Genomic DNA, 26,743 nt, shown 5'->3' on the forward strand with positions numbered 1-26,743 from the left:
CGGTCCGGCACCTAGGGTAATGAGAACACGTTCTAGTTTGCCGGTCCAGAGGAGGGTGTGGTGGTACCAACCACGATCCCGGCCGTCGTCCGGGACGCCGCCGCGAAGTTCGGTTCCGCGGAAGCCCTGGTCGACGGCCCCGTGCGACTCGGGTACGACCAGCTTCTGGAACGTGTTCGGACGGTCGCCCGCGCGTTCGCCGCGGGGGGTGTCCAGCCGGGCGACCGGGTCGCGATCAACCTGCCCAACACCCACCACTGGGTCCTTTCCGCGCTCGGCGCGCTCTACGCGGGCGCGACGCTGATCCCGGTCAACACGCGGTTCACCGCGACCGAGACCGTGGACCTACTCGTCCGCGGCCGGGTCAAGGCCCTCGTCGTCGCCGCGGACTTCCTCGGCGCGGACCGCTACGCCGCGATCCGGGAGACCGGCGTGGAGCTGCCGGACCTCGGCACCGTCGTCCGGGTGGCCGTCGAACAGCCCCACCGGCCGGTCGAGGGCACCCTGGGCTGGGACGAGTTCCTGGCCCTGGCCCCGCAGGTCCCGGAGGCGGAGGCCGAGGCGCGGGCGGACGCCGTCGGGCCGGACGACGTGAGCGACATCCTGTTCACCTCCGGGACGTCGGGCCGCTCCAAGGGGGTGCTGTCGGCCCACCGCCAGGTCGTCGACGTCGCCACGGCGTGGGCGGACTGCGGGCAGGTCACCGCCGACGACCGGTACCTGGTGATCAACCCGTTCTTCCACAGCTTCGGCTACAAGGCCGGCATCGTGGTGGGCCTGCTGACCGGCGCGACGCTCGTCCCGCAGGTGGTGTTCGACGTCCGTGCGGTGCTGAAGACGATCGAACGGGAGCGGATCTCGGTGCTGCCGGGCGCGCCGACGGTCTTCCAGTCCCTGCTGCGCGAGCCGCGCAAAGGTGACCTCTCCTCGTTGCGGCTCGCCGTCACGGGGGCGGCCACGGTGCCCGCCTCCCTGGTGCGCCGGATGCGGTCGGAGCTGGGCTTCGAAATCGTCCTCACCGCCTACGGCCTCACCGAAGCGGTGGTGGTGACGATGTGCCGCCCGGGCGACGACGCCGAGCTGGTGGCCCGGACGTCCGGCCGGGCGACCGCGGGCTTCGAAGTGGCGATCCAGGGTTCGCCGGGGGAGATCGTCGTCCGCGGGCCGAACGTGATGCTCGGCTACCTCGACGACCCCGAAGCGACGGCGAAGGCCATCGACGAGGACGGCTGGCTGCACACCGGCGACGTCGGCGAGCTCGACGCCGAAGGCAACCTGACGATCACCGACCGGCTCAAGGACATGTACATCAGCGGCGGCTTCAACGTCTACCCGGCCGAGGTCGAACACGCCCTGACCGAGCTGGACGGCGTCCGCGACGTCGCCGTCGTCGGCGTCCCGGACGAGCGGCTCGGCGAGGTCGGCAAGGCCTTCGTCGTCGGCGCCGGGCTGACCGAGGAGACGGTCCTCGGCTTCTGCCGCGAGCGGCTCGCCAACTACAAGACCCCGAAGTTCGTCGAGTTCCTGGACGAGCTGCCCCGCAACGCTTCCGGCAAGGTGCTGAAGCGCGTGCTCAGTGAGGAGAAGGCATGAGTGAGCCGGTGGTCCGGTCGGAGCGGCGGGGGCCGGTCGCGGTGGTGACGATGAACCGGCCGGAGTACCGCAACGCCCAGAATTCGGCCATGACCTATGCCCTCGATGACGCCTTCGCCGCTGCGGTGAACGATCCCGAGGTGAAGGTGATCGTGCTGGCGGGGGAAGGGAAGCACTTCTCGGCGGGGCATGACATCGGTACCCCGGGCCGGGATGTGGACCAGACGTTCGAGCGGCGCGCGGTGATGTGGTGGGACCACACCGACCGCGCGGGTGGTGATCAGCGCTTTGCCCGGGAGTCCGAGGTGTACCTGGGCATGTGCCGCCGGTGGCGGGAGATCCCGAAGCCGATGATCGCCAGCATCCAGGGCGCCTGTATCGCGGGTGGGCTGATGCTCGCCTGGGTCTGCGACCTGATCGTCGCTTCCGATGACGCGTTCTTCGCCGATCCGGTGGTGCGGATGGGCATCCCCGGTGTGGAGTATTTCGCGCACCCGTGGGTGCTCGGTCCCCGCGCGGCGAAGGAAGTGCTGTTCACCGGGGAACGCTTCACGGTGCAGCAGGCCAAGGAATGGGGGATGGTCACCCGGATCGTGCCGCGCGCCGAACTGGAACAGCACACCCTCGAACTCGCGGAAAAGATCTCGGGAATGCCGCAGTTCGGGCTCGCTCTGGCGAAAAAGGCCGTCAACCAGGCCGAGGACCTGATGGGAATGCGGTCCGGCATGGACTCCGTCTTCGGGCTGCACCACCTGGCGCACGCCCACAACGCCGAGACCTCGGAGGACTCGCTGGGCGGGCAGTCGGCGCGGTCGATGCGCGATGCGAACAAGGGGGCGTGATGGATCTCGACATCGACGCAGCCTCCGCCGTCTTCCGGGACGAGGCCCGCGACTGGCTCGCCACCCATGTGCGCTCGCTGCCCTCGATGGACACCGCCGAAGGCTTCGCAGCCCACCGCGAGTGGGAGGCCGAGCTGGCGGAGGCACGGTGGTCGGTGGTGTCGTGGCCGACCGAGTATCACGGCCGGGACGCCTCGATGCTGCAGTGGCTGCTGTTCGAGGAGGAGTACTACGCGGCCGGGGCACCGGGCCGGGTGTCGCAGAACGGCATCTTCATGCTCGGCCCGACACTGTTCGCGCACGGCACCCAGGAGCAACGCGACCGGATCCTGCCCCCGATGGCGACCGGGGAGCAGGTGTGGGCCCAGGCGTGGTCGGAACCGGAGGCGGGCAGCGACATCGCCGCCTTGCGCAGCACCGCGGTCCGCACGGACGGTGGCTGGTTGTTGTCGGGGCAGAAGACGTGGAGTTCCCGGGCCGCGTTCGCCGACCGGGCGTTCGGGCTGTTCCGGACCGACCCCGAGGCCCAGCGCCACCACGGGCTGACCTACTTCATGGCCGACCTACGCGCCGAAGGTGTGACGGTCCGCCCGATTCCGCAGCTGGACGGCGAACCCGGCTTCGCGGAGATCTTCTTCGACGAGGTGTTCGTGCCGGACGAGGACGTGATCGGCGAGGTCGGGCAGGGCTGGCGGGTCGCGATGACCACGGCCAACAACGAGCGCGGCTTGTCGCTGCGCAGCCCGGGCCGGTTCCTCGCCGCGGCCGATCGGCTGGTGGATCTGTGGCGCTCCCGGGATTCCCCCGAGTCCACAAGGGACAGAGTGGCCGACGCGTGGATCGGGGCGCGCGCCTATCAGCTCTACACCTTCGGCACGGTGAGCCGCCTCGCCGAGGGTGGTGAGCTGGGGCCGGAGTCGAGTGTGAACAAGCTGTTCTGGTCCCACCTCGACGTCGAACTGCACGAGACCGCGCTGGATGTGCTCGGCCCCGCGGCGGAGACCGACCGGGCATGGGTGAACGGCTATCTGTTCTCCCTGGCCGGGCCGATCTACGGCGGCACCGACCAGATCCAGCGCAACACCATCGCCGAACGGCTGCTGAAACTCCCGAGGGAGCGCCGATGAAGTTCCAGCTGTCCCCGGAACAGCGCCAGTTCTCCGCGTCCCTGCACGACTTCCTCGCCGGCGCGGACACCGCGGCCGTCGCCCGGGCCTGGGCGGCCGGGGACCACGACCGCGGGCTCAAGCTCTGGCGCGGGCTCGCCGAACTCGGCGTCCCGGCCCTCCTGGTCGACGAGGAGCACGGCGGCCTCGGCGGGTCGCCGGTCGACGCCGTCGTCGCCTTCGAAGCCCTCGGCTACCACGCCGTGCCCGGCCCGCTGGTCGAGACGGCCGTCGTCGCGCCGGCGGTGCTGACCGGCGACCGGCTCACCGCCCTCGCCGAAGGCGACCTCCTCGCGACGGTCGTCGCGCCTCCCGAAGTCCCCCTCGCGCTGGACGCCGATGTCGCGGGCGTGGTCCTCGACCTGACCGCCGGGGAGATCACCGACCCGGAGACCGAGGCCGTCCGCTCGATCGACCCCGCACGGCGGCTGTTCCGGGTCACCGGCGCCACCCAGGGGACAGCCACCCCGGCCGCCTTCGACCGCGGGGTCCTCGCCGTGGCCGCCCAGCTCCTCGGGGCGGGACAATGGCTGCTCGACACTTCGGTCGCGTACGCGAAACAGCGTCATCAGTACGGCCGCGCCATCGGCGAGTACCAGGCGGTCAAGCACCTCCTCGCCGACGTCGTCACCCAGCTCGAACTCGCCCGTCCGCTCCTCTACGGCGCGGCTCTCGCCGGGGAGACCTTCGCCCGCGACGTCTCGGCGGCGAAGGTCATGGCCGGCGACGCCGCCCACCTCGCCGCGCGGACCGCCCTGCAGGTGCACGGCGCCATCGGCTACACCGCCGAGCACGACCTCGGCCTGCGGCTGACGAAGGTGCGGGCCCTGGCCGGGGCCTGGGGGACCGGTTCGTTCCACCGGGCGCGGGTCCTGCGATGACGGACCCGATGGACACCGGGGAAGCCCGGGCGCTGCGGGACGCCGTCCGGGCCCTGCTGACGCGCCGGTCCGGGCCGGAGGCGGTGCGGGCGGCCATGGAATCGCCCCTGGGGTACGACGACAAGCTGTGGTCGACGCTCTGCGAGCAGATCGGCGTCGCCGCCCTCGCGATCCCGGAGCAGTACGGCGGAGCGGGCGCCGGACTGGCCGAGGTGTGCGTCGTGCTCGCGGAACTCGGCCGGACACTCACCCCCGCGCCGATGCTGGGTTCGGCGGTCCTCTGCGGAGAAGCGTTGCTCCGCACCGGGAACGGCGACGCCTGCGAGCGGCTGCTACCGGGCATCGCCGCGGGAACGACGCTCGCCGCGCTGGCCTGGTCCGATGTGGACGGTCAGGCGACGTTGACGGCGTCGGCCGCGGGCCTCGACGGCCGCGCCTGCTACGTCCTGGACGGCGACATCGCGGACGTCCTCCTGGCCGTGGCCCGTACCCCGGACGGGCCGGGCCTGTACGAAGTGCCCGTCGAAGGCGTCCGCCGGGAACGCGTCACCAGCCTCGACCCCACGCGGCGGCTCGCCGTCGTGGACTTCGCGTCGACGCCGGCGCGGCGGCTCGACGTCGGCGGGTTCACCGAGCCGCTGCGGCAGCTGCAGGCCACGGCGGTCGTCGCCGTCGCCGCCGAACAGGTCGGCGCGGCGGCCCGCGCGCTGGAACTGACGGTGGAGTACACGAAACAACGCCGTCAGTTCGGTCGCCCGATCGGGTCGTTCCAGGCGCTGAAGCACCGGATGGCCGACGTGCACGTCCACGTCGAAGCGGCCCGCTCGGCCCTGTACGCGGCATTGGTGGACGGCGACCCGGAGGCCGTCTCCGCGGCGAAGCTGGTGTGCGGCGAGGCGTTCGCCCACGCGGCGGCGGAGATGATCCAGCTCCACGGCGGCATCGCGATCACCTGGGAGCACGACGCGCATCTCTACTTCAAGCGCGCCCACGGAAGCGCCCTGCTCTTCACGGACCGGGACGGCGCACCGGGAGGATGATCGCCGAGGGCCGGTCCGGTGCGTGGTGCACCTCCTGGTCCGCGGCGAGCAGCGTGACCGCGGTGGCGTGGGGCTCGCCGGTGCCGGGGTTGCGTGCGTAGCGCGGGAAAGCGCCGCTGGAGACCTGGACCCGGATGCGGTGCCCGCGCCGGAACCGGTGCGCCGTCGGCCACATCGCCACCGTGACGGCGGCCGGCTCGTCCGCGTTCCGCAGGCTGGTGAGGCCGTCGCAGACGTTGACCGAACGGCCCTCCGGATCGACGTCGCAGAGCCGGACGAAGACGTCGGCGAACCGCAGGCTCGAACGGAAGAAGATCTCCGCGCTCACCTCGCCGATGACTTCGACGTCTTCGCCGAGCACGGCCGTGGTGTAGGTGAGGACGTCGGCGCGGGCTTCCAGCGCCGCGTTGTCCACCCGGCCCGCGTCGGGGGCCATGCGCACGCCGCCGGCCGCCGGGGTCGGGTCCGCCGGGTCGTAGCGGTAGCGGCCGGGCTCGGACCCGGTCGGCGCGTCCGGGGACAGCGTGCCGCCGGAATGCAGGTGGAACCGTTGCGGCGCATAGCCTTCCGGCGGCCACGAAGCGAAGTCGCGCCAGGCTTCCTCGCCCATGACGAACAGCCGGACCGGCGCCCGCGCCGGCGGTTCCTCGCCGCGGGCGTGCGCGAGCCCGAACTCGAGGGTCTCCCGCAGCGTGGTGCCCGTCGAGCCGAGCAGGTCGGAGCGGCCGGCGTGGGTCCACGGCCCGACCGTGAGCCGCGGCCACCGTCCCGCGTCCTGCAGCGTCCGGAAGTCGCGCAGCTGGCCGGGCAGGAAGATGTCGTACCAGCCGGCGATCGAGCTGACCGGGACGGTCACGTCGGCGACGCGCTTGCGGTGGTCGATCTCGGCCCAGCGCGGGTGGTGCTCCGGGTGCGCGAGGACGTCCTGGATGTAGTCCGAGCGGTGGCCGATGGCGACGACGTCGGCCTGCGCGAGCGGCAGCGTGTTCAGCGCCTGGACCAGCTTCTTCGCCTGGCCGCGCTGCCGCAGCAGCGCGAAGCGCCGCTCCTGGGTCGCGACCTGCACACCCCAGCCGAACGGCGTCTCGAGCGAAAGGCCGTCCTCCCGCAGGAACTCCAGCGTCAGCCCGGACTCCGTGACCTGCGGGACGATCGCCTTGACCTGCGGCGGCAGGCGGTCGGCCACCGCCCACTGCACGTAACCGAGGTAGCTGGCGCCGACGAGCACCATCGCGTCGCCGAACCACGGCTGAGCCACGACCCAGTCCAGCGTCGCCAGGCCGTCCTCGCGCTCCTGCCGCAGCGGGTCGAAGACGCCACCGGACCCGAAGCCGCCGCGGGTGCTCTGCACGAGCACCTGGAAGCCGCGTTCCGCCAGGGGCCGGGCCAGGAGCACGCCGAACACGCCCTTGCGGCCGTAGGGACTGCGCACCAGCGCGGTCGGCAGCCCGTCCCCGCCCGAGCGTGGCGCCCACCGGTCGGCGAGCAGCTCGGCGCCGTCGGGCATCGGGACGCGCAGGTCCCGCTGGACGACGAGGTTCCGGGTGGCCGGCGCGGGCAGCTTCAGCAGGCGCTCGAGAAGATGGCTGATCGGGTTCACCGGCAGGGCTCCTTCGTGATCAGGTCCGTGACGACCGACCGGATCGCCGTGAGCCGGTCGGTGAACTCCTCCGGGTCCAGGGGCTCGGGCCCCTCGATCACCCAGGCGTTGACGAGCGCGCCGGCCCCGCCGGTCAGGAAGGCGGCGAGGTCCTCGACGCCCTGGCGCCCGAGCCGGTCGCCGAGCATCCGGCCGATGCCCTCCCGGTTGAGCGGCAGGAACACGCTCGTCAATGCCTGGTTGAGCGCGAACGCGGACGAACTGGTGAGCAGCGCCCGGTAGAACCGCCGATGGGTGGCGAAGTGCCGGGCCAGCGCCAGCATCGGGGCGCGTTCGTCGCCGGGGGCCGCCTCCGACAGCCCGTCGAGCGGCCCCTCGAGCAGCTCCCGCCGCACGAGGTCCAGCGCGGCCTCCAGGAGCAGGGCGTCCCGGTCGCCGAACTGCTGGTAGAGCACCTGCCGGCTGACGTCCGCCGTCTCGGCGATGTCCGACACGGGGACGGCGGCGGTGCCCCGGTCACCGACGAGGGCGATGGCGGCCCGCATCAGCGCGGCACGCGACCGGCGCACCCGCCGGTCCTTGGCGGGGACCTCGGTCGTCCAGTCGGCGTCCATGCGCTCGATAATGAACAGGTGTCAAGAAAATAGCAAGTGTTCGTTAATTCGCGGCGCCGGGGGGAATGCGAGGATGCGGGCATGTCATCGACCATGCGGGCGTACGTCCTCACCGGACCGCGGGAAGGGGCGGTGCGGGAAGTCCCCGCGCCGGAGGCCGTCCCGGGTGAGGTCGTCGTCGACGTCGAGCGGGCCGGCGTGTGCGGCACCGACGTCGAGTTCTTCACCGGCGAAATGACCTACCTGCACCAGGGGCACGCGGCGTACCCGATGCGGCTCGGCCACGAATGGGCGGGCACGGTCTCCGCCGTCGGCGAGGGCGTGGACCCGGCGTGGCTCGGCCGCCGGGTCATGGGCGACACCATGCTCGGCGACCGGACGTGCCGCCGGTGCCGGAAGGGCCACCAGCACACCTGCGAACGACGCCAAGAGGTCGGCATCCGCGGCGGGCGCCACGGCGCACTGGCCGAACGGCTGGCCGTGCCGGCGTGGTCACTGCACGCGCTGCCCGACGCGGTCGACCCGGTGCTCGGCGCCCTGGTCGAACCGGGCGGCAACGCGCTGCGCGCGGCCCGGGCGGCCGGCGTCGGCGCCGGAGACCGCGCCCTCGTCCTCGGACCGGGGACGATCGGGCTGCTGACGGCCCTCTTCCTGCGCGCGGCGGGTGCCGAAGTGCACCTGATGGGTCTCGACGGCGGATCTCTGGACTTCGCCCGCGGCCTCGGTTTCCCGGGCGCCTGGACCCGGGAGACGCTCCCGGACCTGCCGTTCGACGCGGTTGTCGACGCAGGCGGGGCAGCCGACCTGCCCGCGTTCGCGGTGGACGTGGTGGAACCGGCCGGCCGGGTCGTCTACATCGGACTGTCCGGCCGGCCCAGCCGCGTCGACAGCCGCGAGCTGGTGCTGAAGGACGTCACGGCGGTCGGTGTCCTCTCGGCGTCCCCGGGGCTGGCCGACACCATCGCCGCCTACGGCAGCGGAGCGGTCGACCCGCGCCCGCTCGTCGCCGCGACCGTGGGCCTCGACCAGGTCGGGGCCGTGCTCGCGGGGGAACGGATCGGCGGCCCGGGACCGAAGATCCACATCGACCCCCGGCGCTGACGTTCAGCGCTGCGCGAAGAACTCCGGCTCCGCCGGCCTCGACAGTCCGGTGCTCGAGCATGGTTCTCCCCTGTCCACTCCGGACGGTACGGCTCAGCCCCGGGGTGACGCGAGCGTCGTCGGCCGGGTGCGCCCGCGCAGCGTGACGTCCCCGGCCGCCGTCCACCGGGCGGCTTCTTCCGCGGCGGACGCCTCGACGGCCGTCCACGACGCGAGCAGGCGGCCGGGTGCGGTCTTCGCCAGCTCGGTGAGGCGGGCGGCTTCGTTGACCGGGTCGCCGATCACCGTGTACTCGAAGCGGCGCGGGTCGCCGACGTTGCCCGCGACCGCGTCCCCGGTCGCCACGCCGATCCCGGCCGGGCCGTCGGGGACTTCTTCGGCGAGCCGGCGGGCGATCGCGCGGCCGGCGGCCAGCGCGCAGGTCGCGTGATCGTCGAGTGCGGCGGGCGCGCCGAAGACGGCGAGGACGGCGTCGCCGACGAACTTGTTGACCAGCCCGTGGTGCCGGCCGACCTCGTCGACGACCACCGCGAAGAACCGGTTGAGCAGGGCGACGACCTCCTCGGGCGGGCGGCTCGCGGCCAGCGCCGTCGAGCCGACCAGGTCTGCGAACAGCACCGAAACCGTGCGCACCGTGCCGCCGAGCCCGGTGTCGTCCTCGGACGTGCGCATCGCCTCGACCGCGACCTCGTGCCCGACGTGCCTGCCGAACAGGTCGCGCAGCCGTTCCCGTTCGGCCAGCCCGGCCGCCATCCCGTTGAACCCGGCCTGCAGCAGCCCGAGCTCGGTCCCGTCGTAGACCGGGATTTCGACGGCGAAGTCGCCGGCCCGGACGCGGTTCAGCGCGTCCTGGACCGAAGTGATCGGGTTGACCACCGCGCGGGCGGTGAACACGGTGACCAGCAGGCCGAAGCACAGCACGACCAGCCCGAGCACGATGACCGACACGGCGAGCTTCGTGGTGGAGACGTCGCCGCGCACCCAGGCCAGCACCGCGGTGACCACCAGCCCGGCCACCGGCACCCCGGTCCCCAGGCACCAGAACAGCAGCATCCGCAGGTTGACGCCGCCGTGGAGCGGGCGCGGCGGCGTGGTGCCGGCCAGCGCCAGCGCCGCGTACGGCCGCAGGGCGAACTCCCCGAACAGGTAGGCGATCGCGCAGACGACGACGGCGGCGAAGGCGACGACGAGCAGCTCGGTGAGCATGACCTCCGGCTGGAAGACGGCCGCGAGACCGCCGAAGAGCAGCGTCGCGACACCCCACAACACGGCTTGCACGGACGTGAGCCGCAGCGGGACGCGCAGGCTGGCGGCGCGCTCGGCGTCGGTGGGACGGCGTCCCTCGGCCGCCCAGCGCAGCGTCCGCAGCGCCCCGCGCGTGCCCCAGAGCGTGCCGGCGACGACCGCCGAAACGACGTACACCGGCACGGCGACCGCGGTGACCCGCACGAGGTCACCGGACATGCCCGGCGACGGCATGAGCAGGGCCGCGAGCCCGACCACGACCAGCGCGCCGATCACGTGGGTGGCGATCAGCGAGGCGGTGAGCCTGCCCTGGACGCGCCGGCGCAACGCGGCCGTGTCGTGCTCCAGCCCGGAGCCGGGGGAATCCACGCGCTGAGTGTACGGATGTTCACCGAGTTGCCCCGAGACGGGTCTTCAGGTATGTGTTACGGTTGGTAACAGTGAACGTCGGTAACACTTGACGCGGAGGTCGGTCATGACGAGCACCAGCGAACGGGAGACGGTGGCGCGGCGTCTGCTCGACTCCTCGGAGCAGCTGTCCTACGACCCGCTCGAAGAGGTCGACTGGGAGACGCCGCTCGACACCGGCTACCACGGTGCGAGCCCGGAGTGGAGCACGCTCTACGGCACGTCCTACTGGGCGGAAATGACGCCGGAGCAGCAGCGCGAGCTGACCCGCCAGGAGGCGGCGTCGGTGGCCAGCACCGGGATCTGGTTCGAGATGATCCTGCAGCAGATGGTGCTGCGGGACTTCTACGCCAAGGACCCGACCGATCCGGCGTTCCAGTGGGCGCTGACCGAAATCGCCGACGAGTGCCGGCACTCGATCATGTTCGCCCGCGGCGCGGCGAAACTGCGCGCGCCCGCGTACCGGCCGCGCCGGTTCGTCGTCGAGCTGGGCCGGGTCTTCAAGGCGACCGCGAGCGGCGAGGCCGCCTACGCGGCGATCCTCGTCGCCGAGGAGGTCCTCGACGTCATGCAGCGGGACTGGATGCGCGACGAGCGGGTGGTGCCGTTCGTGCGCACCATCAACAACATCCACGTCGTCGAGGAGTCGCGGCACATGAAGTTCGCCCGCGAGGAGACCCGCGAGCGCCTCGAGGGCGCCGGGTGGCTGCGGCGGCAGCTCACCGGCCTGGTCGTCGCGATCGCGTCGTACTTCATCGTCACGAGCATGGTGAACGCCCAGGTCTACGAGAACGCCGGACTCGACGGCAAGCGCGCGCGGCGCGAGGCGAAGGCCAACGAGCACCACAAGTCGATGCTGCGGTCGAGCTGCTCCGGGCTGATGGAGTTCCTGCACTCCGCGGGGCTGCTCACCAAGTCGTCGCTGTGGTTCTACCAGCGCGCGAACCTGATCTGAGATGGCGTTCGCGATCACCCAGACCTGCTGCGCCGACGCGTCCTGCGTGTCGGTCTGCCCGGTCAACTGCATCCACCCGACGCCGGACGAGCCGGACTTCGCGCACACCGACATGCTCTACGTCGACCCTGACACGTGCATCGACTGCGGTGCCTGCGCCGACGCCTGCCCGGTCGACGCGATCTTCCCGGCCGCTGCCTTGACCGGGCCGCTCCGGGCGTACGCGGACATCAACGCGGAGTACTACGCGGGCCGGGACGTCCTGGCCTCGGCCGGGCCGAACTTCCACCCGTGGGCGCCGCCGTCGTTCACCCGGGTCCTCCCGAGCGACTTCGCCCCGCTGGACGTCGCCGTCGTCGGCAGCGGGCCGGCGGGCATGTACGCGGTCGAAGACCTGTTGCTGCACACCAACGCGCGCGTCACGCTGATCGACCGGCTGCCGCTCCCGGGCGGCCTGATCCGCTACGGCGTCGCACCGGACCACCCGTCGACGAAGAAGATCGGCGAGACGTTCGCCCGGTTCCACGACCACCCGCGGCTGCGGCTGCGGCTCGGCGTCGCGGCCGGTCCCGAACTGGCCGGCCGGCACGACGCGGTGATCTACGCGGTGGGGGCGACGGAGGCCCGGCGGCTCGGCGTGCCGGGGGAGGACCTGCCCGGCAGTATCCCGGCGGCCACCGTCGTCGGCTGGTACAACGGCCACCCGGACGTGGCCGCCGTCGACCTCTCGGCGGAGCGCGTGGTCGTCGTGGGGGCCGGCAACGTCGCCCTCGACATCGCCCGCATCCTCACCGCCGACCCGGATTCCCTGGCGGGGACGTCGATCGCGCCGGCGGCGCTGGAGCGGCTGCGGTCGAGCAAGGTGCGCGAGGTGGTCCTGCTGGCCCGGCGCGGCCCGGAGACGGCGGCGTACACCCGCCCGGAGCTGCTGGCGCTGGCCGCCCGCGGCGACCTGGTGGTGGACGCGCACGACTCGCGGATCGCGGCGGCCATCGACAACGCGGCGGCGGGGGAGAAGGCGGCGCTGCTGCGAGGGGTGCCGCGCGAGAGGGTCGACTGGCCGGCACCGCCCCCGGACGGAGTCCGCCGCGTGGTCCTGCGGTTCCACTCGGCGCCGGTCGCCTTCCGCGGCGACACCGAGGTCCGCGGCGTGGCCGTTTCCGGCGGCGTCGAGATCCCGGCGGGCCGGGTGGTCCGGGCGGCGGGCTTCCGGGGCGCCCCGGTGCCGGGCCTCCCGTTCGACGAGGACACGGGCACGGTCCCGAACGTCGCCGGCCGGGTCACCCCGGGAACGTACGTGGCGGGCTGGATCAAGCGCGGCCCGACCGGCGGCATCGGGGCGAACAAGACGTGCGCGCGCGAGACGGTGGGGACGTTGCTGGAAGACGCCGTCGCCGGGCGGTTGCCGTCGCGCCGGAAGGGACTCGCGTCGAAACTGCCCGGCCGCGCTTGACCGGCGGACTGTGACCCGATCGCCAACGAATTATCCACGTATTCTGTTGGCGGCTGGCGAGTCTGCTGGTTCCACGGGCTGCGATTCCCGCTGCCCTCGTGAGGTAACCTGCTGCGGCAGTGTGGATCCGGGGAGCGGCGCCGGTTCGGGTATCGGCGAGAGTGGGATAATCGGTGGACAAGCCTGAAATAGTCCAAAAGCCCTGGCGGGACCGTTCGAACACGCTCGGGGTGATCCCCGGCAAGTCCGATGGGCAGGCCAATTCGTTGCGGGGTGTGGTCGAGCAGCTTCCGCTCGCCGGCGGCCAAGACGTTCAGCTGACCTTTCTCGGTGGTGAGGTGCGGTCGGTCCGGTGCGACGAGTTCTTCAACCGGCAGTTGACGCGTGGCGCCATCGTGGTCCGGTCGGCCAAGGACAAGTGGGATGCCTCGCCGGCGACCCGCTATTGGTTCGACACCGGGGATGACATCTTCTTCGCGAAGCACCTGCATGCGAACGTCAAGCTTTTCGGCGAGCTCCTCGCGCACATCCGCGATCAGCCCGACGACTACCGGCCTCTCGAGCTGGCCCAGCGCTACAACCTGGCGTGGACCAGTCTCGATCAGATCCATCGCCGCGTCTCCTGGATGCAGGCGCTCGGGCTGCTCGAACGCTGGGGCCACGCGAAACTCGTTGTCACCGACAACGGCCGGAAGTTCCTCGACGAGGTCGACCTGGTCCTGCCGGAGACCGTGGCGCAGAACCTGGAACCGCTCGAGGATGAAGCCGCCGACCTGCCTGAGCCACCCCCTTTCCTCGCTGAAGCATTGGACCGCTTCGGAGCCGCGGACCTTGAGGGCCGGAAGATCTTGATCGGCTATATCCCGAGGGGGCGAAAGGGAGCCGGACGTCCCTCCGACGCCAGTCAGTCGAGTATCTTCGACGCGCTTCGCAACTATCTCGACCTCGTCGGTTCGGGCGCATCGTCGGACGAGATCTTCGAGAAGGCTCAGATAGCTTTCGGGCAGAAGAAAAGTTCGTACACACAGAGCATGAACACGCTGCGCAACATGGGTGTCGTCGACATGGTTGCCTTCAACCGGTTCGGTGTGCCGCCCGAAATGAGCGGGATCCTGCAACCGGGGAGCGAAGTCGATTTCGTCCGGCATCTGCACCTGCGCTACCGGTTCGTCGGAGAACTGCTGGCAGCCATGGACGGTAGTACGGCGGCCTCCAGTCTCGTCGAGGTCGCCAAGTCCCAGTACGACCTGAAACAGATCGATGGTGCGGAGGTCCGTACCCGCTTGACCTTCATGGCCGAGGCCGGGTTGGTGGAAAGGATCGACTGGTCTCGCTACCGGGTCACGGCCAACGGCCGGGCGCTGGCGGCGGAGCTGGCGCTGGAGAGCGGCCGGAAAACCGCGGCCGGCTCGGAACGGCGAGAACGGGACGAAGTTCCGGAGGCGTCCGCTGATCGTGCGCTCGCCGAGACGATCGCGGACCTGCGCCGGTACGGGAACGCCAGTGACGCGAGCACGCAGTTCGAGCGCGCCTTGGCACTCGCGTTCGAGTTTCTCGGCTTCAGAGCCGAGCACCTCGGCGGCAAGGGGCAGACCGACGTGTTGATCACCGTGGAACTGTCGCCGGCCGACCGATACCGCGCCATCATCGACGCCAAGGCGTCCGCGAGTGGTGTGATCAGCGACAACGCCGTCGCCTTCGACGCGATCAAGGATCATCTCGACCGGCACAAGGCCGATTACGCCGCGGTGGTGGGGCCGGAGTTCGCTCCTCGGGTCAAGAGCTGGGCGGCCAACCACCGCATCACCTTGCTGACAGTGGAAGAGCTGATCAGCCTGCTCGCGTTGCACCGCACGTCGCCCCTGACCCTGCCTCAGTTGCGGCTGCTCTTCGAGAACCCCGACGATCCGACCGTGATCTTCGACTCGTACGGCGCCGCGGCGCGCTCAATCGAGGTGTTGAAGCGGATCGTGGATGTTCTCTACCAGGAAGCCAACGACGACGATCCGATGGCTGAAGGCTACATAAGCACGGAAAACCTGTACTTCACCCTGCGGAAGGAACTCACGCCCCGCCCCTCGAAGGCCTTCGTAGACGACTGCCTGACGTTCCTGTCGAGCAGTCTCGTTCGCGCGGTCCAGCGAGACGATGACAAGTACAAGCTGATAGACGGTCCGACGAACATCGAGCGGCGGCTCTTCGGATTGAGTTCGAGCCTGGGATCCCTTTCGTTGCAAGGCAACGGCTAGCTCGCGTCTTCGCCGGGTAGCCTTGCCCGGCGGCGCCGGCCGCGCTTGACTCCGCCGCTTGCGCCCGGTGTCGTGAACGGCTCTTTCCTACCCCCAGTGGACAGGAAAGAGCCGTTCACCACACCGGGGGCCCGCTCAGACCACCTCGAGGACCGGGGTGGCCGCGGCGAAGGCGTCCGCCGCCGCGAGGTCGAACTCGCCGTGGTCGCTGCCGAGGCCCTGGGCGACGAGGGCGGCCGCCGCGCAGCCCAGTGCCGCTGCCTCGCGGGGTGGCCGGCCGAGGCCGATGCCGCGGAGGAAGCCCGCCGAGAACGCGTCGCCGCAGCCCGTCGTGTCCACCACCGGGACCGCGAACGCCGGCACCGCGATCGTCTCCTCCGCCGTCACCACCAGCGCGCCGCGTGCTTCCCGCGTGACCGCCACGCAGCCGACGCCCCGCTCGAGCAGCGCGCGGGCGCCGTCTTCGAGCGTGACCGCGCCGGTCAGGCCGAGCACCTGGTCCTCGTTGGGCAGCAGGTAGTCCAGAAAGGACAGTGCGGGCGCGAGCCAGGCGAGCACCCCGGGATCACCGGGGGCCAGCAGGTCGGCCGACGTCACCACGCCCGCCTCGCGCGCCGGGGCCAGGAGCTTCGCCGCCTTCTCTCCGCCCATCAGCTCGGGACCGCCCAGGTGCAGGTGGGTCGCGCGGGCGATCTCCTCGGCGGGCGCGTCCGAAGGCTCGTACGTCAGGTTCGCGCCCGGTACGTGGAAGGCGGGCCGGCTGCCGTCGGGGCGGATCGGCAGCACCGAAGCCGACGTCTGCACGCCGTCGCGGCGCAGCACCAGGGCCGTGTCGACGCCGTGGCGGGCGAGCATCGCCAGCAGCAGGTCGCCGATCGGGTCGGCGCCGATCGCGCCCGCCGTGCGGACCGTCGCGCCCAGCTTGGCGAGCGTGATCGCGGTGGCCGCGGCCGTGCCCGCCGGCCCGAACCGGATCTGCTCGACCAGGGCCGCGCCCTGGCCCTCCGGGATAGCCTCGACCGGCCGGACCTGCACGTCGAACACGTGCGCCCCGAGGGTGACGACCGTCTGCGTCATCGGCCGTACCCCCGGCTCACGGCCGCGGCGACGACGGCGTCCTGCTGCTCCTGGTCGAGGACCCGCGGCGCGCCGAGCGTCGCGGCCCGCACGTACAGGCCGCACGCCCACTCCAGCAGCAGAGCGTTGTCGACCGCGGCTTCGAGGGTCGGGCCGTGGGTGACCGCGCCGTGGTTGGCCAGCAGCGCGGCGGACTTGCCTTCCAAGGCCTCGAGAGTCGCCGCGGCCAGTTCGGCGGATCCGAAGACGGCGAACGGCGCGACGCGGACCGCGCCGCCGAGGGCCAGCTGCTGGTAGTGCACGCACGGCAGCTCGTCGAGGACCAGGGACACCGCGGTCGCCTGCGGTGCATGGGTGTGCACCACCGCGCCCGCGCCGTGCTGCCGGTAGATCCCCAGGTGCAGCTGGAGTTCCGAGGTCGGGGCCCGCTCGCCGGCGACGACGGTGCCGTCCAGGTCGACGACGGTGACGTCGTCGGCCGTGGCCCGGCCCAGCACCACGCCGGTCGCGGTCACCGCCACGTGCTCGCCCACCCGGACGCTCACGTTGCCCGCGCTGCCGATGAGCAGGCCTTCGCCCGCGAGCCCGTGACAGGCCCTCGCCACGGACCGCCGCGCCTCGTCGAGCGCCGCACTCGCCACTGTCATGCGCAGAGGCTAGAATAAACCCGAATCAAAGTCACGTTCAGGTTTGGGGAGCGGATGACGGAGAGCCGGCTGCGCCGGGTGCCGCGCCAGGCGCGTTCGCGGGAAAAGCTGGCCAAGGTCCTGGAAGCCGCCGACCGCCTGCTCGCCGAGGACGGCGTCGAGGCGCTGACGACGACCCGGGTCGCCGCCGAGGCCGGCGTCTCGGTGGGCGCGCTGTACCAGTACCTGCCGGACCGCGACGCGATCACCGAGGCACTCGCCGAGCTCTACCTCGGCCGCCTGGAAACCCTCATGGACTCGTTCGCCGAGCAGGCGGCGGCGGAGCGCTGGGCCGATCCCGTCGGCCTGCTCGTCGACGCCTTCGCCGGGCTCTACCGCGCGGAACCCGGCTTCCGCGCGCTGTGGTTCGGCCGCGGGCTCACCGACGGGACCCGGGAAGCCGACCGCGCGCACAAGCGCGTGATGGCCACCGGGGTGCACCGCGTCCTCGTCGCGCAGAAGCTCCTGCGCGACGACTACGCGTCCGCGGTGGCGTGCCGCACGGCGTTCCTCGCCGCGGACGCGGTGATCCAGGAGGTGTTCCGCGGCGACGGCGCCCCCGAACTCCTGGAGCCGGTCAAGACGATGCTGCGGGCCTACCTCGGGCAGCTGCCCCGGCCGTAGCTACACGTCGAACGTCAGTGAACGGCGGATCACGTCGAGGGCTTCGTCGGCCCACGACATGATGGACAGGCTCGAGTCGACGATCGCCGGTGGAGTGTTGACGAGGGTGTCGTGCCGGATCAGCCGGCCGAAGTCGACCAGAACCGGGTCGGGCCGCGGGTCGCCGTTGGGCGTTTTGAACTCGACGCCGGCGATGCGCATGACGTTGATCAGTTCTTGGGCGAGGATGCCGTAGGCGACGGTGGTGGGGTGGATACCGTCCAGGGAGAAAAGGCCGCCGCCGTCACGACGGGTGCCGTCGCTGCTGATGAACCGTGAGTCGAGGGGTGGGTCGCAGGCTCGCAGTTCGGCCGGCAGCACGTACGGTTTCCACCACCGGGGCTGCGCCAGTGGGTCTTCGATGTAGCGGCGCTGGGCGAGCCGGTCGAGGAGACCGGCGGTATCGAGGAGGTACCAGTCCCGTGGCTCGGCTTCGTCGGTTCGTGCCCGGCGGACGACCTTGGTGATCGCCTTGTTGTACTGGTCGATGGCCGAGTCCACCGCGCGTGCGTCGTCGGCCGTGATGTGGGGGTCCCGGGTGGGGTCGAACTGTTCGTCGCTGATCCAGGGCCGCGTGTAGTAAGGGAAGTACCGGGACCCCGGGGCGACTTTGGTGTGGACACCGCGGGCGAGCGGCACGATCGTCACGTGCGGCACCGTGCACCAGATGACGTGCCGGGCCTTGATCTGCTTGACCTTCTCCTCGACCAGCTTGAGTTCCTCGATGAAGTGCTCCGGGCGCCAGACTGTGTATTCGCCTTTGCCGCCGAGGGTGTTGTAGCCCTCGCCGCTCCAAACCACCTTCAGGTCGATGACACTGCGCAGGGCATTGTTGGCGCCGAGGAACACCACCAGGGTTTCGATGCCGGCGTCTCCGTCGTCGGTCTCGTTTCCCAGGGCGGCGGCCGCGTCGAAGAGCGTCATGTCCGCGTTGGCGTCCGTGGTCGGGTAGACGCGCAGTGCGGCGCGCTCGCTGTTGTTTTCGACGAACTGCTTGAACAAGTCGTCCTTGGCCTGCCCCAGGTTCGCCCGGCACTTCGCGGCGCTGAGTTCGAGCGCGTCGCGCAGATCCCAGCCGTAGACGGAAAGGTTGTGCATGACCGTGCCGACCGAGGGGATCGCGGCCCCGGCTCCGCGCTCCCAGTAATCCTCGACCCGGTCCATGAACTGGCGCCCGCGGAACAGGGCGAGCGGCAGTTCCCACCAGTCGACCGTGCGGCCGCAGGAACGCTCGAGTTCCCGCAAAAGCAGCTCGATGTTGAACGGAAGACCGCCGTAACCGTCATAGCGCGGATAGCGGAACTGGTCGAGCCAGCCCAGCTCGTAGGCGATGATGGCGGGGTAGGAGACGTCGGTGTGGAAGACGGACCCGCTCTGGAACCCGTGCGTCAGCGAGTCGCCGATGGTGACCAGGCGGTGGCGTGGTTTGTGGCCGGCGTTCCAGTTCCGCGGAACCTCCTCGTTCAGCGTCGGGTCCCAGGCCGGTTCGCGGGCGACGCTGCCCGACTTCTTTTTGGCCATGGCAGCCGCCTCCCGAGTAACGACGATGTCTCGTAAGGCGGTAGTCGCGAGCCCGGGAGGGGCGGTTACAGTCCGAAATGCCTGACCTTCGTGGTTCACGCCTTTGGACTATGAGGTTTCTTGTTTGTGACCTCAGTTAGGCATTTTCAAAACTCTCCGTATTAGTAGCGACGAGGAACTCCTCGCCCGGGACGACGCGGAGACCATCGGCCCGCCCCGCGAAGTACCGCTCGTTCAGCTCCGCGCCCGAAACGTGGGCGACATCGCGGAACCCGGCTTCCCGAGCCAGCTCCAGTATTTCCGCGGGGGAGAAGGCGCTGACGAACGGCGTCCCGGCCGCCTTCGCCTTGCTCGCGGTGGCCTCGTGGCGCTCGCGTTCGTCCTCCTCGAGGAGCTCGGCGGGCAGCATGAACGTCATCGCCAGCGTGGAACCCGGCGCGAACCCGGCGATCCGGCGCAGGGTGGCCGCGTTCGCTTCCTTCGTGAGATACATGCTGACGCCGGTCGAGGCGACCACCGCGGGTTCGTCCGGGTCGAAGCCCGCGGCCGCGAGCCGGTCCCACCACGGCGTCGTCTCGAAGTCGACCGGGACCAGGTGCAGCCAGTCCGGTACGCCCCAGCCGAGCTCGTCGAGGCGGGCGCGTTTCCAGGCCTGCGGGCCCGGCTGGTCCACTTCGAACACCCGCAGGCGGGCGGCGATTTCCGGACGGCGCTGGGCGAAGGTGTCCAGCCCGGCCCCGAGGATCACGTACTGGCCCACGCCGCGGCCGGCCTGCTCGGTGACCAGGTCCTCGACGAACCGGGCCCGCGCCACCATGCCGGCCCGGTAGCGGCCGGCGGTGGCCGGGTCCATGTCGTCGCGGTCGCGCCAGCCGTCCCCCGGGGCGGCCAGCCGCAGGCCGAACTCGTCGGCGAACACGTGGGGCGGCGGATCGACCTCGACGTGCAGGGCCCGCCACAGGGCGGTCCGCACCGCCGTGCTGTCCGGCGCCGCCACGTCAGGCCCTCCCCGGTGCCGACAGCGTCCACGTCCGCCCGTCGGGGTCGCGGACCGTCATTTCCCTCGTGCCGTAATGGGTTTCTTCGAACGGGGTGACGACCTCGACGATGTCGTCGGCCTGGAACGCCTCCGCGTCGGGAACCTTGAACACGATCTGCGTGCGGGTTTCCTGGCTTTCCGGCACCTCCGCGATGAACAGCCAGGGGCCGTCGCCGTTGCGCAGCTGCCCGGAGTTGTGGTCGGTGGCGAACTCGATCTCGTACCCCAGTGCCTGGAAGAACTTGGCCGCCTTGCCCCAGTTGTGGGTCTCCAGGTAGATCGCCTCGACGCCTTCGGTCGTCATGTCAGTGCTCCTCTTCGGGATCGGTGGCGAGGTAGGCGCGCAGCGCTTCGGCGACGAGCGCCGAAAGCGACTGCTCCGTCTCGATGGCCCGGTGCTTCACCTGCCGGATCAGGCCGATCGGCAGGTACACGTTGAACTGCTTGACGTCTTCGTCGCCCACGAATCGATGCTAGCATGCTAGCAAGCTAACCGGTCAGGCCGTCGAGTCCCGGATCACCAGCCGGCACGGCCGGGTGTGCCTGCCGGTCGAGGGCTCGCCGTTGATCGCGGCGAGCAGCGGGTCGGCGGCCGTCCGCCCGAGCGCCTCGAGCTCCATGTCGACGCTCGTCAGCGGCGGCTGGCAGGCCGGCGCCATCACGTCCCAGTTGTCGAAACCCACCAGGGCGACGTCGCCGGGGACGCGGCGGCCGGCCGCCTGGAGCGCGTCGGCCGCGCCGCGGGCGATCTGGTCGCTGCCGCAGAACACCGCGTCGAAGGGGTCGCCGGCGCCCAACAGGTGCCTCGGGTGGTGCCCTGGTGGGTTACGTCGGGAACGGCAGCGCGAACTACCTGCAGTTCAACGGCGTGAACGCGACCGCGGGCGCGCATCCGGTGACGATTTTGCTACGCCTCCGGTGAGGCGCGTTCGTTGACGGTCAGCGTCAACGGGGGTGCCGCGGTCTCGGTCACCACACCCGGCACCGGCGGCTGGGACACCGTCGGGTCCGTGCAGGTCACGCTCACCCTGGCCGCGGGGGTGAACACCATCCGCCTCGGCAACCCCTCGGGCCGGGCGCCGGACATCGCCCGGATCGTCGTCGGCTGAGCGCCGGTGGAGGGCCCGCCCGGATTCGCCGGGGTGGCCTTCGCGGATTCACTGCGCGGGTTCGCCGGAGGGGACCGGGAGCCGGGTGCCCAGGGCGACCGGGGTGCCGAAGTTCGGTGTCCCGTCCGCGTTCCAGGTGAACTTCTGCGCGCGGGTCGTCCGGTTCAGGTCGCAGCCGCCGTTCACGGAGTCGTTGGCGTGGTAGACGATCCAGTCCTCGGTGCCGTCGGGCGATTTGAAGAACCCGTTGTGGCCCGGCCCGAACACCGAGTTCACGTTTGCAGCACTTCGGCGCCTTCGTTGACCGCGCCGCCGACGTTTTCGGGAACCGGCCATCAGGTGCTGCGGCAAATGATTCATCCCCGGGTGAGATATCGGTGGAAGAACGCGCTGAGGGCTGTCTTCTGGGTGGCGAAGCTGCGCCCCGCGTCGACGGTTCCGATGTACGGCGCGACCACCGCGGGGTCCAGGCCGAGCTGGGGGAGGAGCACCTGGTAGTCGGTGTAGCTGAAGTGCTCGCCGTCCGGGACGCGCAGTTCGCGGACCCGGCCGCGCTGGTTGCGGAGGAACTCCTGCCACGAGGCGTCGGAGGCGGCGCTGTGGTCGCCCGCGCTCATCAGCAGGAAGGGCCGGTCGAGGCCTTCGGTGACGGCCCGGCCGAAGTCGCGATCGGACTGGGAGTACGCCATGCTGCCGTCGAGGTCGGCACCGGCGTCGACGCGGCGGTCGGCCACCATCGTCTCGCCGGTGGTGAACCCGCCGGCGGAGTGGCCGAACATGCCGACGCGGGTGAGGTCGAGGGACAACCCGGCGGGCAGCTCGCGGTGTTCGGCGTCCGGGTTCCCGCCCCGCGCCAGGACTTCCAGCGCGTCGAGGACGAACCGGATGTCCGCCACCCGCGTCGCGATCAGCTGCTTGCCGGCGCCCGCGGGCGGCCGGACCTGCGGTTCGACGCGGCCGCCGGGAAACTCGACCGCCGCCGGTTCGTGCGTGTGGTCGACGGCGACCGTCACATAGCCTTCGCTCGCGAGCTGCTCCAGCTGCGCGGTGCCGACCGACCGGGGAAACTGGGCGCTGGGCGAGTAGAGCACGACGGGCCGCGGGCCGCCGGCGGCGGGCGCCCCGGTGCGGGCGTGCGTGGGAAAGGTGTAGTCGAGCCGGCCGGCGGGGATGCGCAGCAGGTTCGCGTCCTGCTCGGCGACGGGCCCGGCGACCCCTGGCGTGAGGTAAGGCGCCTTCGGGCCGGCGCCCGGCCGCGCCGGGTAGCGGACGGTCACCATCAGCTCCCGGGTCGTGCCGGGAACCCACGGATCGGCGCGACCGGAGTCGACGAGGTGCAGTTCGGTGCTGCCCACGGCACAGGGCCCGGTGGGGGCGGGAAGCTCGAGCCGGGTGCCCGCGGCCGCTGAAGCGGGAACTGCGGTCAGGAGGAGTGCGCCGGCCAATCCGGCGGTGAGGGCTTTTCGCATGGTTTGACCGTATTGACGGCCTCGCCGCGCGACATCGGGATGATCACCGAGATCGTCCCCGTCAGGGGGTGGCCCGGGCGCCCGGCCCGGGCCACCCCCGGCAGGCTCAGAAGCCGTAGACGGTTTCGTAGACGCGCTGCTCGTTGGCCGCGACGAGCCCGTTGGCCCACAGCTGGTTGACCCGGGCGCGCTCGGTCGCGTTGGGCACCGCGTTGGTGCAGGACGGGCCGGGGCCGCCACCCGACATCAGTTCCGAGCACGGGCCCGAGTAGTGGTCGGGCAGGCCGAGGGCGTGCCCGGTCTCGTGCGCCGCGATGCGGGTCGGGTTGTACTGGCGGGCCTGGGTGTAGTCGATGAAGATGGTGCCGCTGCCGTGCCCGTTGGTCGAGGCGTAGGAGCCGCGGGGGTCGTTGCCCTCGGTGTAGCGCAGGCTGGCGCCGGAGTTGCGCTCGACGAGCTTGACGTTGGTGACGCTGCGGTTCCAGTTGGCGGCACCGGCGTTGATGACCGAGCGGAACGTCGGCGCGCTGGCGGTGCTGTAGTACACCGTGGTGACGGCGGCTTCCTGCTCGGTGGCGGCCGACGCGGTCCCCGCGGCGAGCGGGGTCATGGTCAGGGCGAGCGCGACGGCGCCGGCCAGGGCGAACTTCCTCGACATCGGGAGTCTCCTCGTGGGGACGGGGATTTGCCGGAATTGCGCGCGCTGTCGAGAATTTACCCGGAAGTCACCTTCGCTGGAGCCGACTAACGTAGGGCCCGGAAAGTGGTGATTTCCCAGCACTATCGTTGGGTTGACAGGCCAGGTTCAGGGCCTCCTCGGCGGCCGACAGGGGGATCATGGCGATTCGTGCGGCGGTGTTCGACATCGGCGACGTCTTGGAGATCGCACCCGACCTTGGCGTCAGCGCGCGGTGGGAGGCCAGGCTCGGCCTCGGGGAGGGTGAGCTCCGCCGGCGGCTGGCGGAGGTCTGGGAAGCCGGGGCCATCGGCGCAGTCGCCGAAGACGAGGTGCGTCAGGCGATCAGCGATCGACTCGGCGTCGCCCGGGGGCGAGCCGATGCGATCATGGCGGATTTCTGGGAGCAGTACCTGGGCACCGGCAACTCCGAGTTGATCGAGTACTGCCGGGGGCTGCGCCCGCGCTGTCGGACCGGCATCCTGAGCAACAGCTTCGTCGGCGCCCGGGCGCGGGAACAGGCCGCGTACGGGTTCGAAGATCTCGTGGATGACATCGTCTACTCGCACGAGGTCGGCCTCAGCAAGCCGGATCCCCGGATCTACGAGCTCACCTGCGCCCGGCTCGAGGTCCGTCCCGAGGAAATGATCTTCCTCGACGATCTGGAGCCCAACGTCGCCGCTGCGCGTGCGGTCGGCATCCACGGGATCCACTACCGGGACAACGCTCAGGCGATCGCCGAGATCGAGGAGCTGCTGACGTCAGCCGGCGGTTGATCGCCTGAAGGTGAGGGCGAGCAGCTGCTGCTCCAGCTTCCGCACGGCGGCCACGTCGATGCCCACGCCCCACAGCGGCGCCGTGCTCGCGCCGTCGGCTGCCGCGACCACCAGGGTGACGACGTCGTCCGGGAGACCGTCGTCGTGGAGCTCGCGCTCCCACCTCTCCGCGTCCGCGCGGGCCAGCTCGGCGATTTCCGGGATCGAGGTCAGCTGCGCGATCAGGGCGATGGTTTCGCGGACGGCGACCTCGTCGTAGGAGGTGTCCAGCGACGCCCGGACGTACGCGCGCGTCAGCCGGCCCGGGGCGGTGTCGGCCGGGTCGAGCGCCGCTTGCACCTCCGCGCGGAACTCGTCGAGCAGGTCCTGGGCGAGCGTGCGCACCAGCGCGTCCTTCGCCGGGAAGTGGTACAACAGCCCGCCTTTCGACACGCCCGCCGCCCGGGCGATGTCGTCGAGGGAAGCCGAGACGCCGCGGGTGCGGATGACCGTCGCGGCCGCGTCGAGCAGGGCGCGGCGCGTCTCTTCCGGGCTGCGCCCGGCCTTGCGAGGCATGCTCAGTCCTTTCCGGACGGAATGGTACGCCAGGCGATCAGCGCGGCGACGGCGGTGACGACGGCCGCCGCGAGCGACGTCACCTGCATCGCGCCGGTGAAGGCTTCCCGTGCGGCGTGGGCGAGCGGCGATCCCGGGTCCAGCACGCTCGCGGCGCCGGCGAGGGAGTCGCGGACCTCGCCCGGGAGCGGGCCCGCCGGCAGGAACGCGCGGTAGACCAGGTTCACCACCGAGCCGAGGATCGCGATGCCCAGCGCCGCCCCGAGTTCGTAGGCGGTCTCGGAGATCGCCGACGCCGAGCCGGCCTTGTCCCGCGGGACGGCGGACAGCACCGAATCGACGGTCAATGTCAGCGCCAGCCCGACGCCGAGCCCGACCGGCACGAGCGTCAGGCCCAGCCACCAGTACTGCGGCGCCCGTTCGGCGACCGACACCAGGGCGAGGCCGAGCGCGGCGACGGCGAGCCCCGCCGCGACGGCCCGTCCCCGCCCGAGCCGTCCGGCGACCATGCCGACAGCGGCCACGACGACGATCGAAGCGAGCGTCGCGGGCATCTCGGCGAAGCCGGCCTGGAGCGGTGAGAAGCCGCGGACCAGCTGCAGGTACTGCGAGAAGAAGAACAGCAGGCCCATCAACGCGAAGACCGCGATGAAGTTCGCCGCCACCGCGCCGCTGAACGCGCCGTGGCGGAACAGGGTGACGTCGATCAGGGGAGCCTCGGCTCGCCGCTGGCGCCGGATGAACAGGGCCCCGGACACCAGCCCCAGCGCGGCCGCCACTCCCACCTGGACGTCGAGACCCGAGCTGACGGCGTGCTTGACCGCGTAGACCAGCGGGACGATCGCGGCCAGCGACAGCCCGGCCGACAGCAGGTCGAACCGCCCCGGGTCCGGGTCGCGCGATTCCGGCAGCAGCCACGCGCCCGCGATGAGGAAGACGACGACGATCGGCACGTTGATCAGGAACACCGAGCCCCACCAGTAGTGCTCCAGCAGCGTCCCGCCGACCAGCGGGCCCAGCGCGATGCCGCCGCCGGAGCCGGCCGACCAGATGGCGATGGCGCGGGTGCGCTCGCGCGGGTCGGCGAACAGGGTCCGGATGAGCGACAGCGTCGACGGCATGATCGTCGCGCCGGCGACGCCGAGCAGCAGCCGCGCGACGACGAGCACGCCGGCGGTGGGGGAGAAGGCGGCCAGCGCGGACGCGAGCCCGAACGCCGCGGTGCCGATGAGCAGCACCTTCTTGCGCCCGAAGCGGTCGGCGAGGTTCCCGGCCGTGACGAGCAGCCCGGCCAGGGCGAGGGAGTAGACGTCGCCGATCCAGAGGATTTCGGTGGCGGTGGGCGCGAGTTCGCGGGTGAGCGACGGCACGGCCAGGTACAGCACGGTGCCGTCGACCGCGAGCAGGAGCACGGCGCCGACGAGGACGCCCAGCGCGGCCCAGCGGCGCCGGGGGCTCAACGGCCGGACGGAGGACGGCAGGGTGGCGGTCATAGCGCTTACTATACCGTCTGGACGGTACAGTAACGCTCGTGAGACCGGCCACCCGCCGGGAATTGTCGTGGGCGCCACGGTCGTTGTGCCGGGGCGAAGGTCCCCGCCGGTCCCGGGGAAGACGGGACCCGGACAGGGCCGGACGGCCCGGTTCGCCGGTACGCTGGAGCAGGCGGAAGGAGGCGGACGTGACGGCGGAAGAGCTGGTCATCGAGTTCGCCCTGACGCGCATGGACCACCCGGACCTCGAATTCGACGAGATCGCCGCACTCGTCGTCCGCCGGGGCGGCCCGGAGCGGGAACTGGAGTTCGCCTCCCGCAACCTCGCCGACCGCGGCGAACTGCGCGGCGCGGCCTTCCCGGCGGCGGTGGAGTACGTGTTGCGGGTGGTGCTCACCCTGCGGGGGCCGTCGGACTAGTCCACTGTGGACGGGCGGACGAGGCCGCTCCCGGCTGTGTTCCGCACCCGGGGGAGGGGCCGGTTCTCGCCGCGGTGCGGTGGTCGTGGCCGCTGAAGCCCCTCCTGTTGGCG

Annotated in this window: 28 protein-coding genes; 13 read left to right on the forward strand and 15 right to left on the reverse strand. The window is 71.4% G+C overall.

What is annotated here, in order from left to right:
* The first annotated feature begins 60 nt into the window (after positions 1 to 60).
* From AB0G28_RS15780 to AB0G28_RS15800, 5 genes are read left to right on the forward strand one after another with little or no spacing between them, the layout of a single operon-like run.
* Positions 61 to 1,593 (forward strand): FadD3 family acyl-CoA ligase, encoded by a 1,533-nt coding sequence (locus AB0G28_RS15780; RefSeq protein WP_361088743.1) that lies wholly within the window; start codon positions 61 to 63, stop codon positions 1,591 to 1,593.
* Complete coding sequence (locus AB0G28_RS15785) at positions 1,590 to 2,435, forward strand: enoyl-CoA hydratase (protein ID WP_361088745.1); 846 nt, start codon at positions 1,590 to 1,592, stop codon at positions 2,433 to 2,435. Before AB0G28_RS15780 ends, AB0G28_RS15785 begins: the two co-directional genes overlap by 4 nt.
* The gene (locus tag AB0G28_RS15790; protein WP_361088747.1) at positions 2,435 to 3,562 is read left to right on the forward strand and encodes an acyl-CoA dehydrogenase family protein; all 1,128 of its coding nucleotides are present in this window, start codon (positions 2,435 to 2,437) and stop codon (positions 3,560 to 3,562) included. Before AB0G28_RS15785 ends, AB0G28_RS15790 begins: the two co-directional genes overlap by 1 nt.
* The gene (locus AB0G28_RS15795; protein WP_361088749.1) at positions 3,559 to 4,482 is read left to right on the forward strand and encodes an acyl-CoA dehydrogenase family protein; all 924 of its coding nucleotides are present in this window, start codon (positions 3,559 to 3,561) and stop codon (positions 4,480 to 4,482) included. The genes AB0G28_RS15790 and AB0G28_RS15795 overlap by 4 nt, the downstream gene beginning before the upstream one ends.
* Positions 4,479 to 5,522 carry an acyl-CoA dehydrogenase family protein gene (locus AB0G28_RS15800; protein ID WP_361088751.1) on the forward strand — a complete coding sequence of 348 codons (1,044 nt, stop codon included), beginning with the start codon at positions 4,479 to 4,481 and terminating at the stop codon, positions 5,520 to 5,522. Before AB0G28_RS15795 ends, AB0G28_RS15800 begins: the two co-directional genes overlap by 4 nt.
* Here AB0G28_RS15800 and AB0G28_RS15805 read toward each other — a convergent pair.
* Positions 5,491 to 7,122, reverse strand: coding sequence for a CocE/NonD family hydrolase (locus tag AB0G28_RS15805; RefSeq protein ID WP_361088753.1), 1,632 nt, complete (start codon positions 7,120 to 7,122; stop codon positions 5,491 to 5,493). The two genes, AB0G28_RS15800 and AB0G28_RS15805, sit on opposite strands and share 32 nt — an antisense overlap.
* On the reverse strand, positions 7,119 to 7,736 hold the full coding sequence (locus AB0G28_RS15810) for a helix-turn-helix domain-containing protein (RefSeq protein ID WP_361088756.1): 618 nt from the start codon (positions 7,734 to 7,736) through the stop codon (positions 7,119 to 7,121). Before AB0G28_RS15810 ends, AB0G28_RS15805 begins: the two co-directional genes overlap by 4 nt.
* A gap of 81 nt (positions 7,737 to 7,817) precedes the next feature.
* On the opposite strand from AB0G28_RS15810, the gene AB0G28_RS15815 reads away from it, so the two are divergent.
* Positions 7,818 to 8,837 (forward strand): alcohol dehydrogenase catalytic domain-containing protein, encoded by a 1,020-nt coding sequence (locus AB0G28_RS15815; protein WP_361088758.1) that lies wholly within the window; start codon positions 7,818 to 7,820, stop codon positions 8,835 to 8,837.
* Between the two features lie 93 nt (positions 8,838 to 8,930).
* Here AB0G28_RS15815 and AB0G28_RS15820 read toward each other — a convergent pair whose 3' ends face one another.
* Complete coding sequence (locus AB0G28_RS15820) at positions 8,931 to 10,451, reverse strand: adenylate/guanylate cyclase domain-containing protein (RefSeq protein ID WP_361088760.1); 1,521 nt, start codon at positions 10,449 to 10,451, stop codon at positions 8,931 to 8,933.
* A 106-nt stretch (positions 10,452 to 10,557) separates the two neighbouring features.
* Between AB0G28_RS15820 and AB0G28_RS15825 the strand changes: the two genes are divergently transcribed.
* From AB0G28_RS15825 to AB0G28_RS15835, 3 genes are all read left to right on the forward strand, one after another.
* Positions 10,558 to 11,445, forward strand: coding sequence for a diiron oxygenase (locus AB0G28_RS15825; RefSeq protein WP_361088762.1), 888 nt, complete (start codon positions 10,558 to 10,560; stop codon positions 11,443 to 11,445).
* Between the two features lies 1 nt (position 11,446).
* Complete coding sequence (locus tag AB0G28_RS15830) at positions 11,447 to 12,898, forward strand: FAD-dependent oxidoreductase (RefSeq protein ID WP_361088764.1); 1,452 nt, start codon at positions 11,447 to 11,449, stop codon at positions 12,896 to 12,898.
* A gap of 173 nt (positions 12,899 to 13,071) precedes the next feature.
* The gene (locus AB0G28_RS15835; protein ID WP_361088766.1) at positions 13,072 to 15,147 is read left to right on the forward strand and encodes a restriction endonuclease; all 2,076 of its coding nucleotides are present in this window, start codon (positions 13,072 to 13,074) and stop codon (positions 15,145 to 15,147) included.
* 135 nt (positions 15,148 to 15,282) lie between these two features.
* Here the strand turns inward: AB0G28_RS15835 and AB0G28_RS15840 are convergent, their stop codons facing one another.
* Both AB0G28_RS15840 and AB0G28_RS15845 read right to left on the reverse strand, forming a co-directional pair.
* Positions 15,283 to 16,224 carry a PfkB family carbohydrate kinase gene (locus AB0G28_RS15840; protein WP_361088768.1) on the reverse strand — a complete coding sequence of 314 codons (942 nt, stop codon included), beginning with the start codon at positions 16,222 to 16,224 and terminating at the stop codon, positions 15,283 to 15,285.
* Positions 16,221 to 16,871 carry a class II aldolase/adducin family protein gene (locus AB0G28_RS15845; protein WP_361088770.1) on the reverse strand — a complete coding sequence of 217 codons (651 nt, stop codon included), beginning with the start codon at positions 16,869 to 16,871 and terminating at the stop codon, positions 16,221 to 16,223. Before AB0G28_RS15845 ends, AB0G28_RS15840 begins: the two co-directional genes overlap by 4 nt.
* A 54-nt stretch (positions 16,872 to 16,925) precedes the next feature.
* Here AB0G28_RS15845 and AB0G28_RS15850 point away from each other — a divergent pair, with 54 nt between their 5' ends.
* Positions 16,926 to 17,534, forward strand: a complete 609-nt coding sequence (locus tag AB0G28_RS15850; RefSeq protein WP_361088772.1) for a TetR/AcrR family transcriptional regulator — start codon at positions 16,926 to 16,928, stop codon at positions 17,532 to 17,534.
* On the opposite strand, the gene AB0G28_RS15855 is transcribed toward AB0G28_RS15850, so the two are convergent.
* The 5 genes from AB0G28_RS15855 to AB0G28_RS15875 all read right to left on the reverse strand — a co-directional run bounded on the left by AB0G28_RS15855 (position 17,535) and on the right by AB0G28_RS15875 (position 20,930).
* Complete coding sequence (locus AB0G28_RS15855) at positions 17,535 to 19,094, reverse strand: hypothetical protein (RefSeq protein WP_361088774.1); 1,560 nt, start codon at positions 19,092 to 19,094, stop codon at positions 17,535 to 17,537.
* A 136-nt stretch (positions 19,095 to 19,230) separates the two neighbouring features.
* Positions 19,231 to 20,091: an SAM-dependent methyltransferase gene (locus tag AB0G28_RS15860; RefSeq protein ID WP_361088776.1), complete on the reverse strand. Its 861-nt coding sequence runs from the start codon at positions 20,089 to 20,091 to the stop codon at positions 19,231 to 19,233.
* A 1-nt stretch (position 20,092) separates the two neighbouring features.
* Entirely contained in the window at positions 20,093 to 20,437 is a 345-nt protein-coding gene (locus AB0G28_RS15865) for a VOC family protein (RefSeq protein WP_361088778.1), read from the reverse strand.
* Position 20,438: 1 nt separating this feature from the next.
* The gene (locus AB0G28_RS15870) at positions 20,439 to 20,597 is read right to left on the reverse strand and encodes a CopG family transcriptional regulator (protein WP_361088780.1); all 159 of its coding nucleotides are present in this window, start codon (positions 20,595 to 20,597) and stop codon (positions 20,439 to 20,441) included.
* A 33-nt stretch (positions 20,598 to 20,630) separates the two neighbouring features.
* Positions 20,631 to 20,930, reverse strand: coding sequence for a substrate-binding domain-containing protein (locus AB0G28_RS15875; RefSeq protein ID WP_361088782.1), 300 nt, complete (start codon positions 20,928 to 20,930; stop codon positions 20,631 to 20,633).
* Between the two features lie 135 nt (positions 20,931 to 21,065).
* Between AB0G28_RS15875 and AB0G28_RS15880 the strand changes: the two genes are divergently transcribed.
* A complete protein-coding gene (locus tag AB0G28_RS15880; protein ID WP_361088784.1) occupies positions 21,066 to 21,242 on the forward strand; it encodes a hypothetical protein in 177 nt (58 codons plus the stop codon).
* 48 nt (positions 21,243 to 21,290) lie between these two features.
* On the opposite strand, the gene AB0G28_RS15885 is transcribed toward AB0G28_RS15880, so the two are convergent.
* From AB0G28_RS15885 to AB0G28_RS15895, 3 genes are all read right to left on the reverse strand, one after another.
* The gene (locus AB0G28_RS15885; RefSeq protein WP_361088786.1) at positions 21,291 to 21,518 is read right to left on the reverse strand and encodes a family 43 glycosylhydrolase; all 228 of its coding nucleotides are present in this window, start codon (positions 21,516 to 21,518) and stop codon (positions 21,291 to 21,293) included.
* A gap of 80 nt (positions 21,519 to 21,598) precedes the next feature.
* On the reverse strand, positions 21,599 to 22,711 hold the full coding sequence (locus AB0G28_RS15890; protein WP_361088788.1) for an alpha/beta hydrolase: 1,113 nt from the start codon (positions 22,709 to 22,711) through the stop codon (positions 21,599 to 21,601).
* Positions 22,712 to 22,817: 106 nt separating this feature from the next.
* Positions 22,818 to 23,369, reverse strand: a complete 552-nt coding sequence (locus AB0G28_RS15895) for a snapalysin family zinc-dependent metalloprotease (RefSeq protein WP_361088790.1) — start codon at positions 23,367 to 23,369, stop codon at positions 22,818 to 22,820.
* A 179-nt stretch (positions 23,370 to 23,548) separates the two neighbouring features.
* Between AB0G28_RS15895 and AB0G28_RS15900 the strand changes: the two genes are divergently transcribed.
* Positions 23,549 to 24,163, forward strand: a complete 615-nt coding sequence (locus AB0G28_RS15900) for an HAD family phosphatase (protein WP_361088792.1) — start codon at positions 23,549 to 23,551, stop codon at positions 24,161 to 24,163.
* Here the strand turns inward: AB0G28_RS15900 and AB0G28_RS15905 are convergent.
* Positions 24,149 to 24,718, reverse strand: a complete 570-nt coding sequence (locus AB0G28_RS15905; protein WP_361088794.1) for a TetR/AcrR family transcriptional regulator — start codon at positions 24,716 to 24,718, stop codon at positions 24,149 to 24,151. The two genes, AB0G28_RS15900 and AB0G28_RS15905, sit on opposite strands and share 15 nt — an antisense overlap.
* A gap of 2 nt (positions 24,719 to 24,720) precedes the next feature.
* Entirely contained in the window at positions 24,721 to 26,211 is a 1,491-nt protein-coding gene (locus AB0G28_RS15910; RefSeq protein ID WP_361088796.1) for an MFS transporter, read from the reverse strand.
* A gap of 188 nt (positions 26,212 to 26,399) precedes the next feature.
* On the opposite strand from AB0G28_RS15910, the gene AB0G28_RS15915 reads away from it, so the two are divergent.
* Positions 26,400 to 26,630 (forward strand): hypothetical protein, encoded by a 231-nt coding sequence (locus tag AB0G28_RS15915; protein ID WP_361088798.1) that lies wholly within the window; start codon positions 26,400 to 26,402, stop codon positions 26,628 to 26,630.
* Positions 26,631 to 26,743: the final 113 nt, after the last annotated feature.

The sequence above is a fragment of the Amycolatopsis sp. NPDC021455 genome, assembly GCF_040640995.1.
Classification (GTDB): Bacteria; Actinomycetota; Actinomycetes; order Mycobacteriales; family Pseudonocardiaceae; genus Amycolatopsis.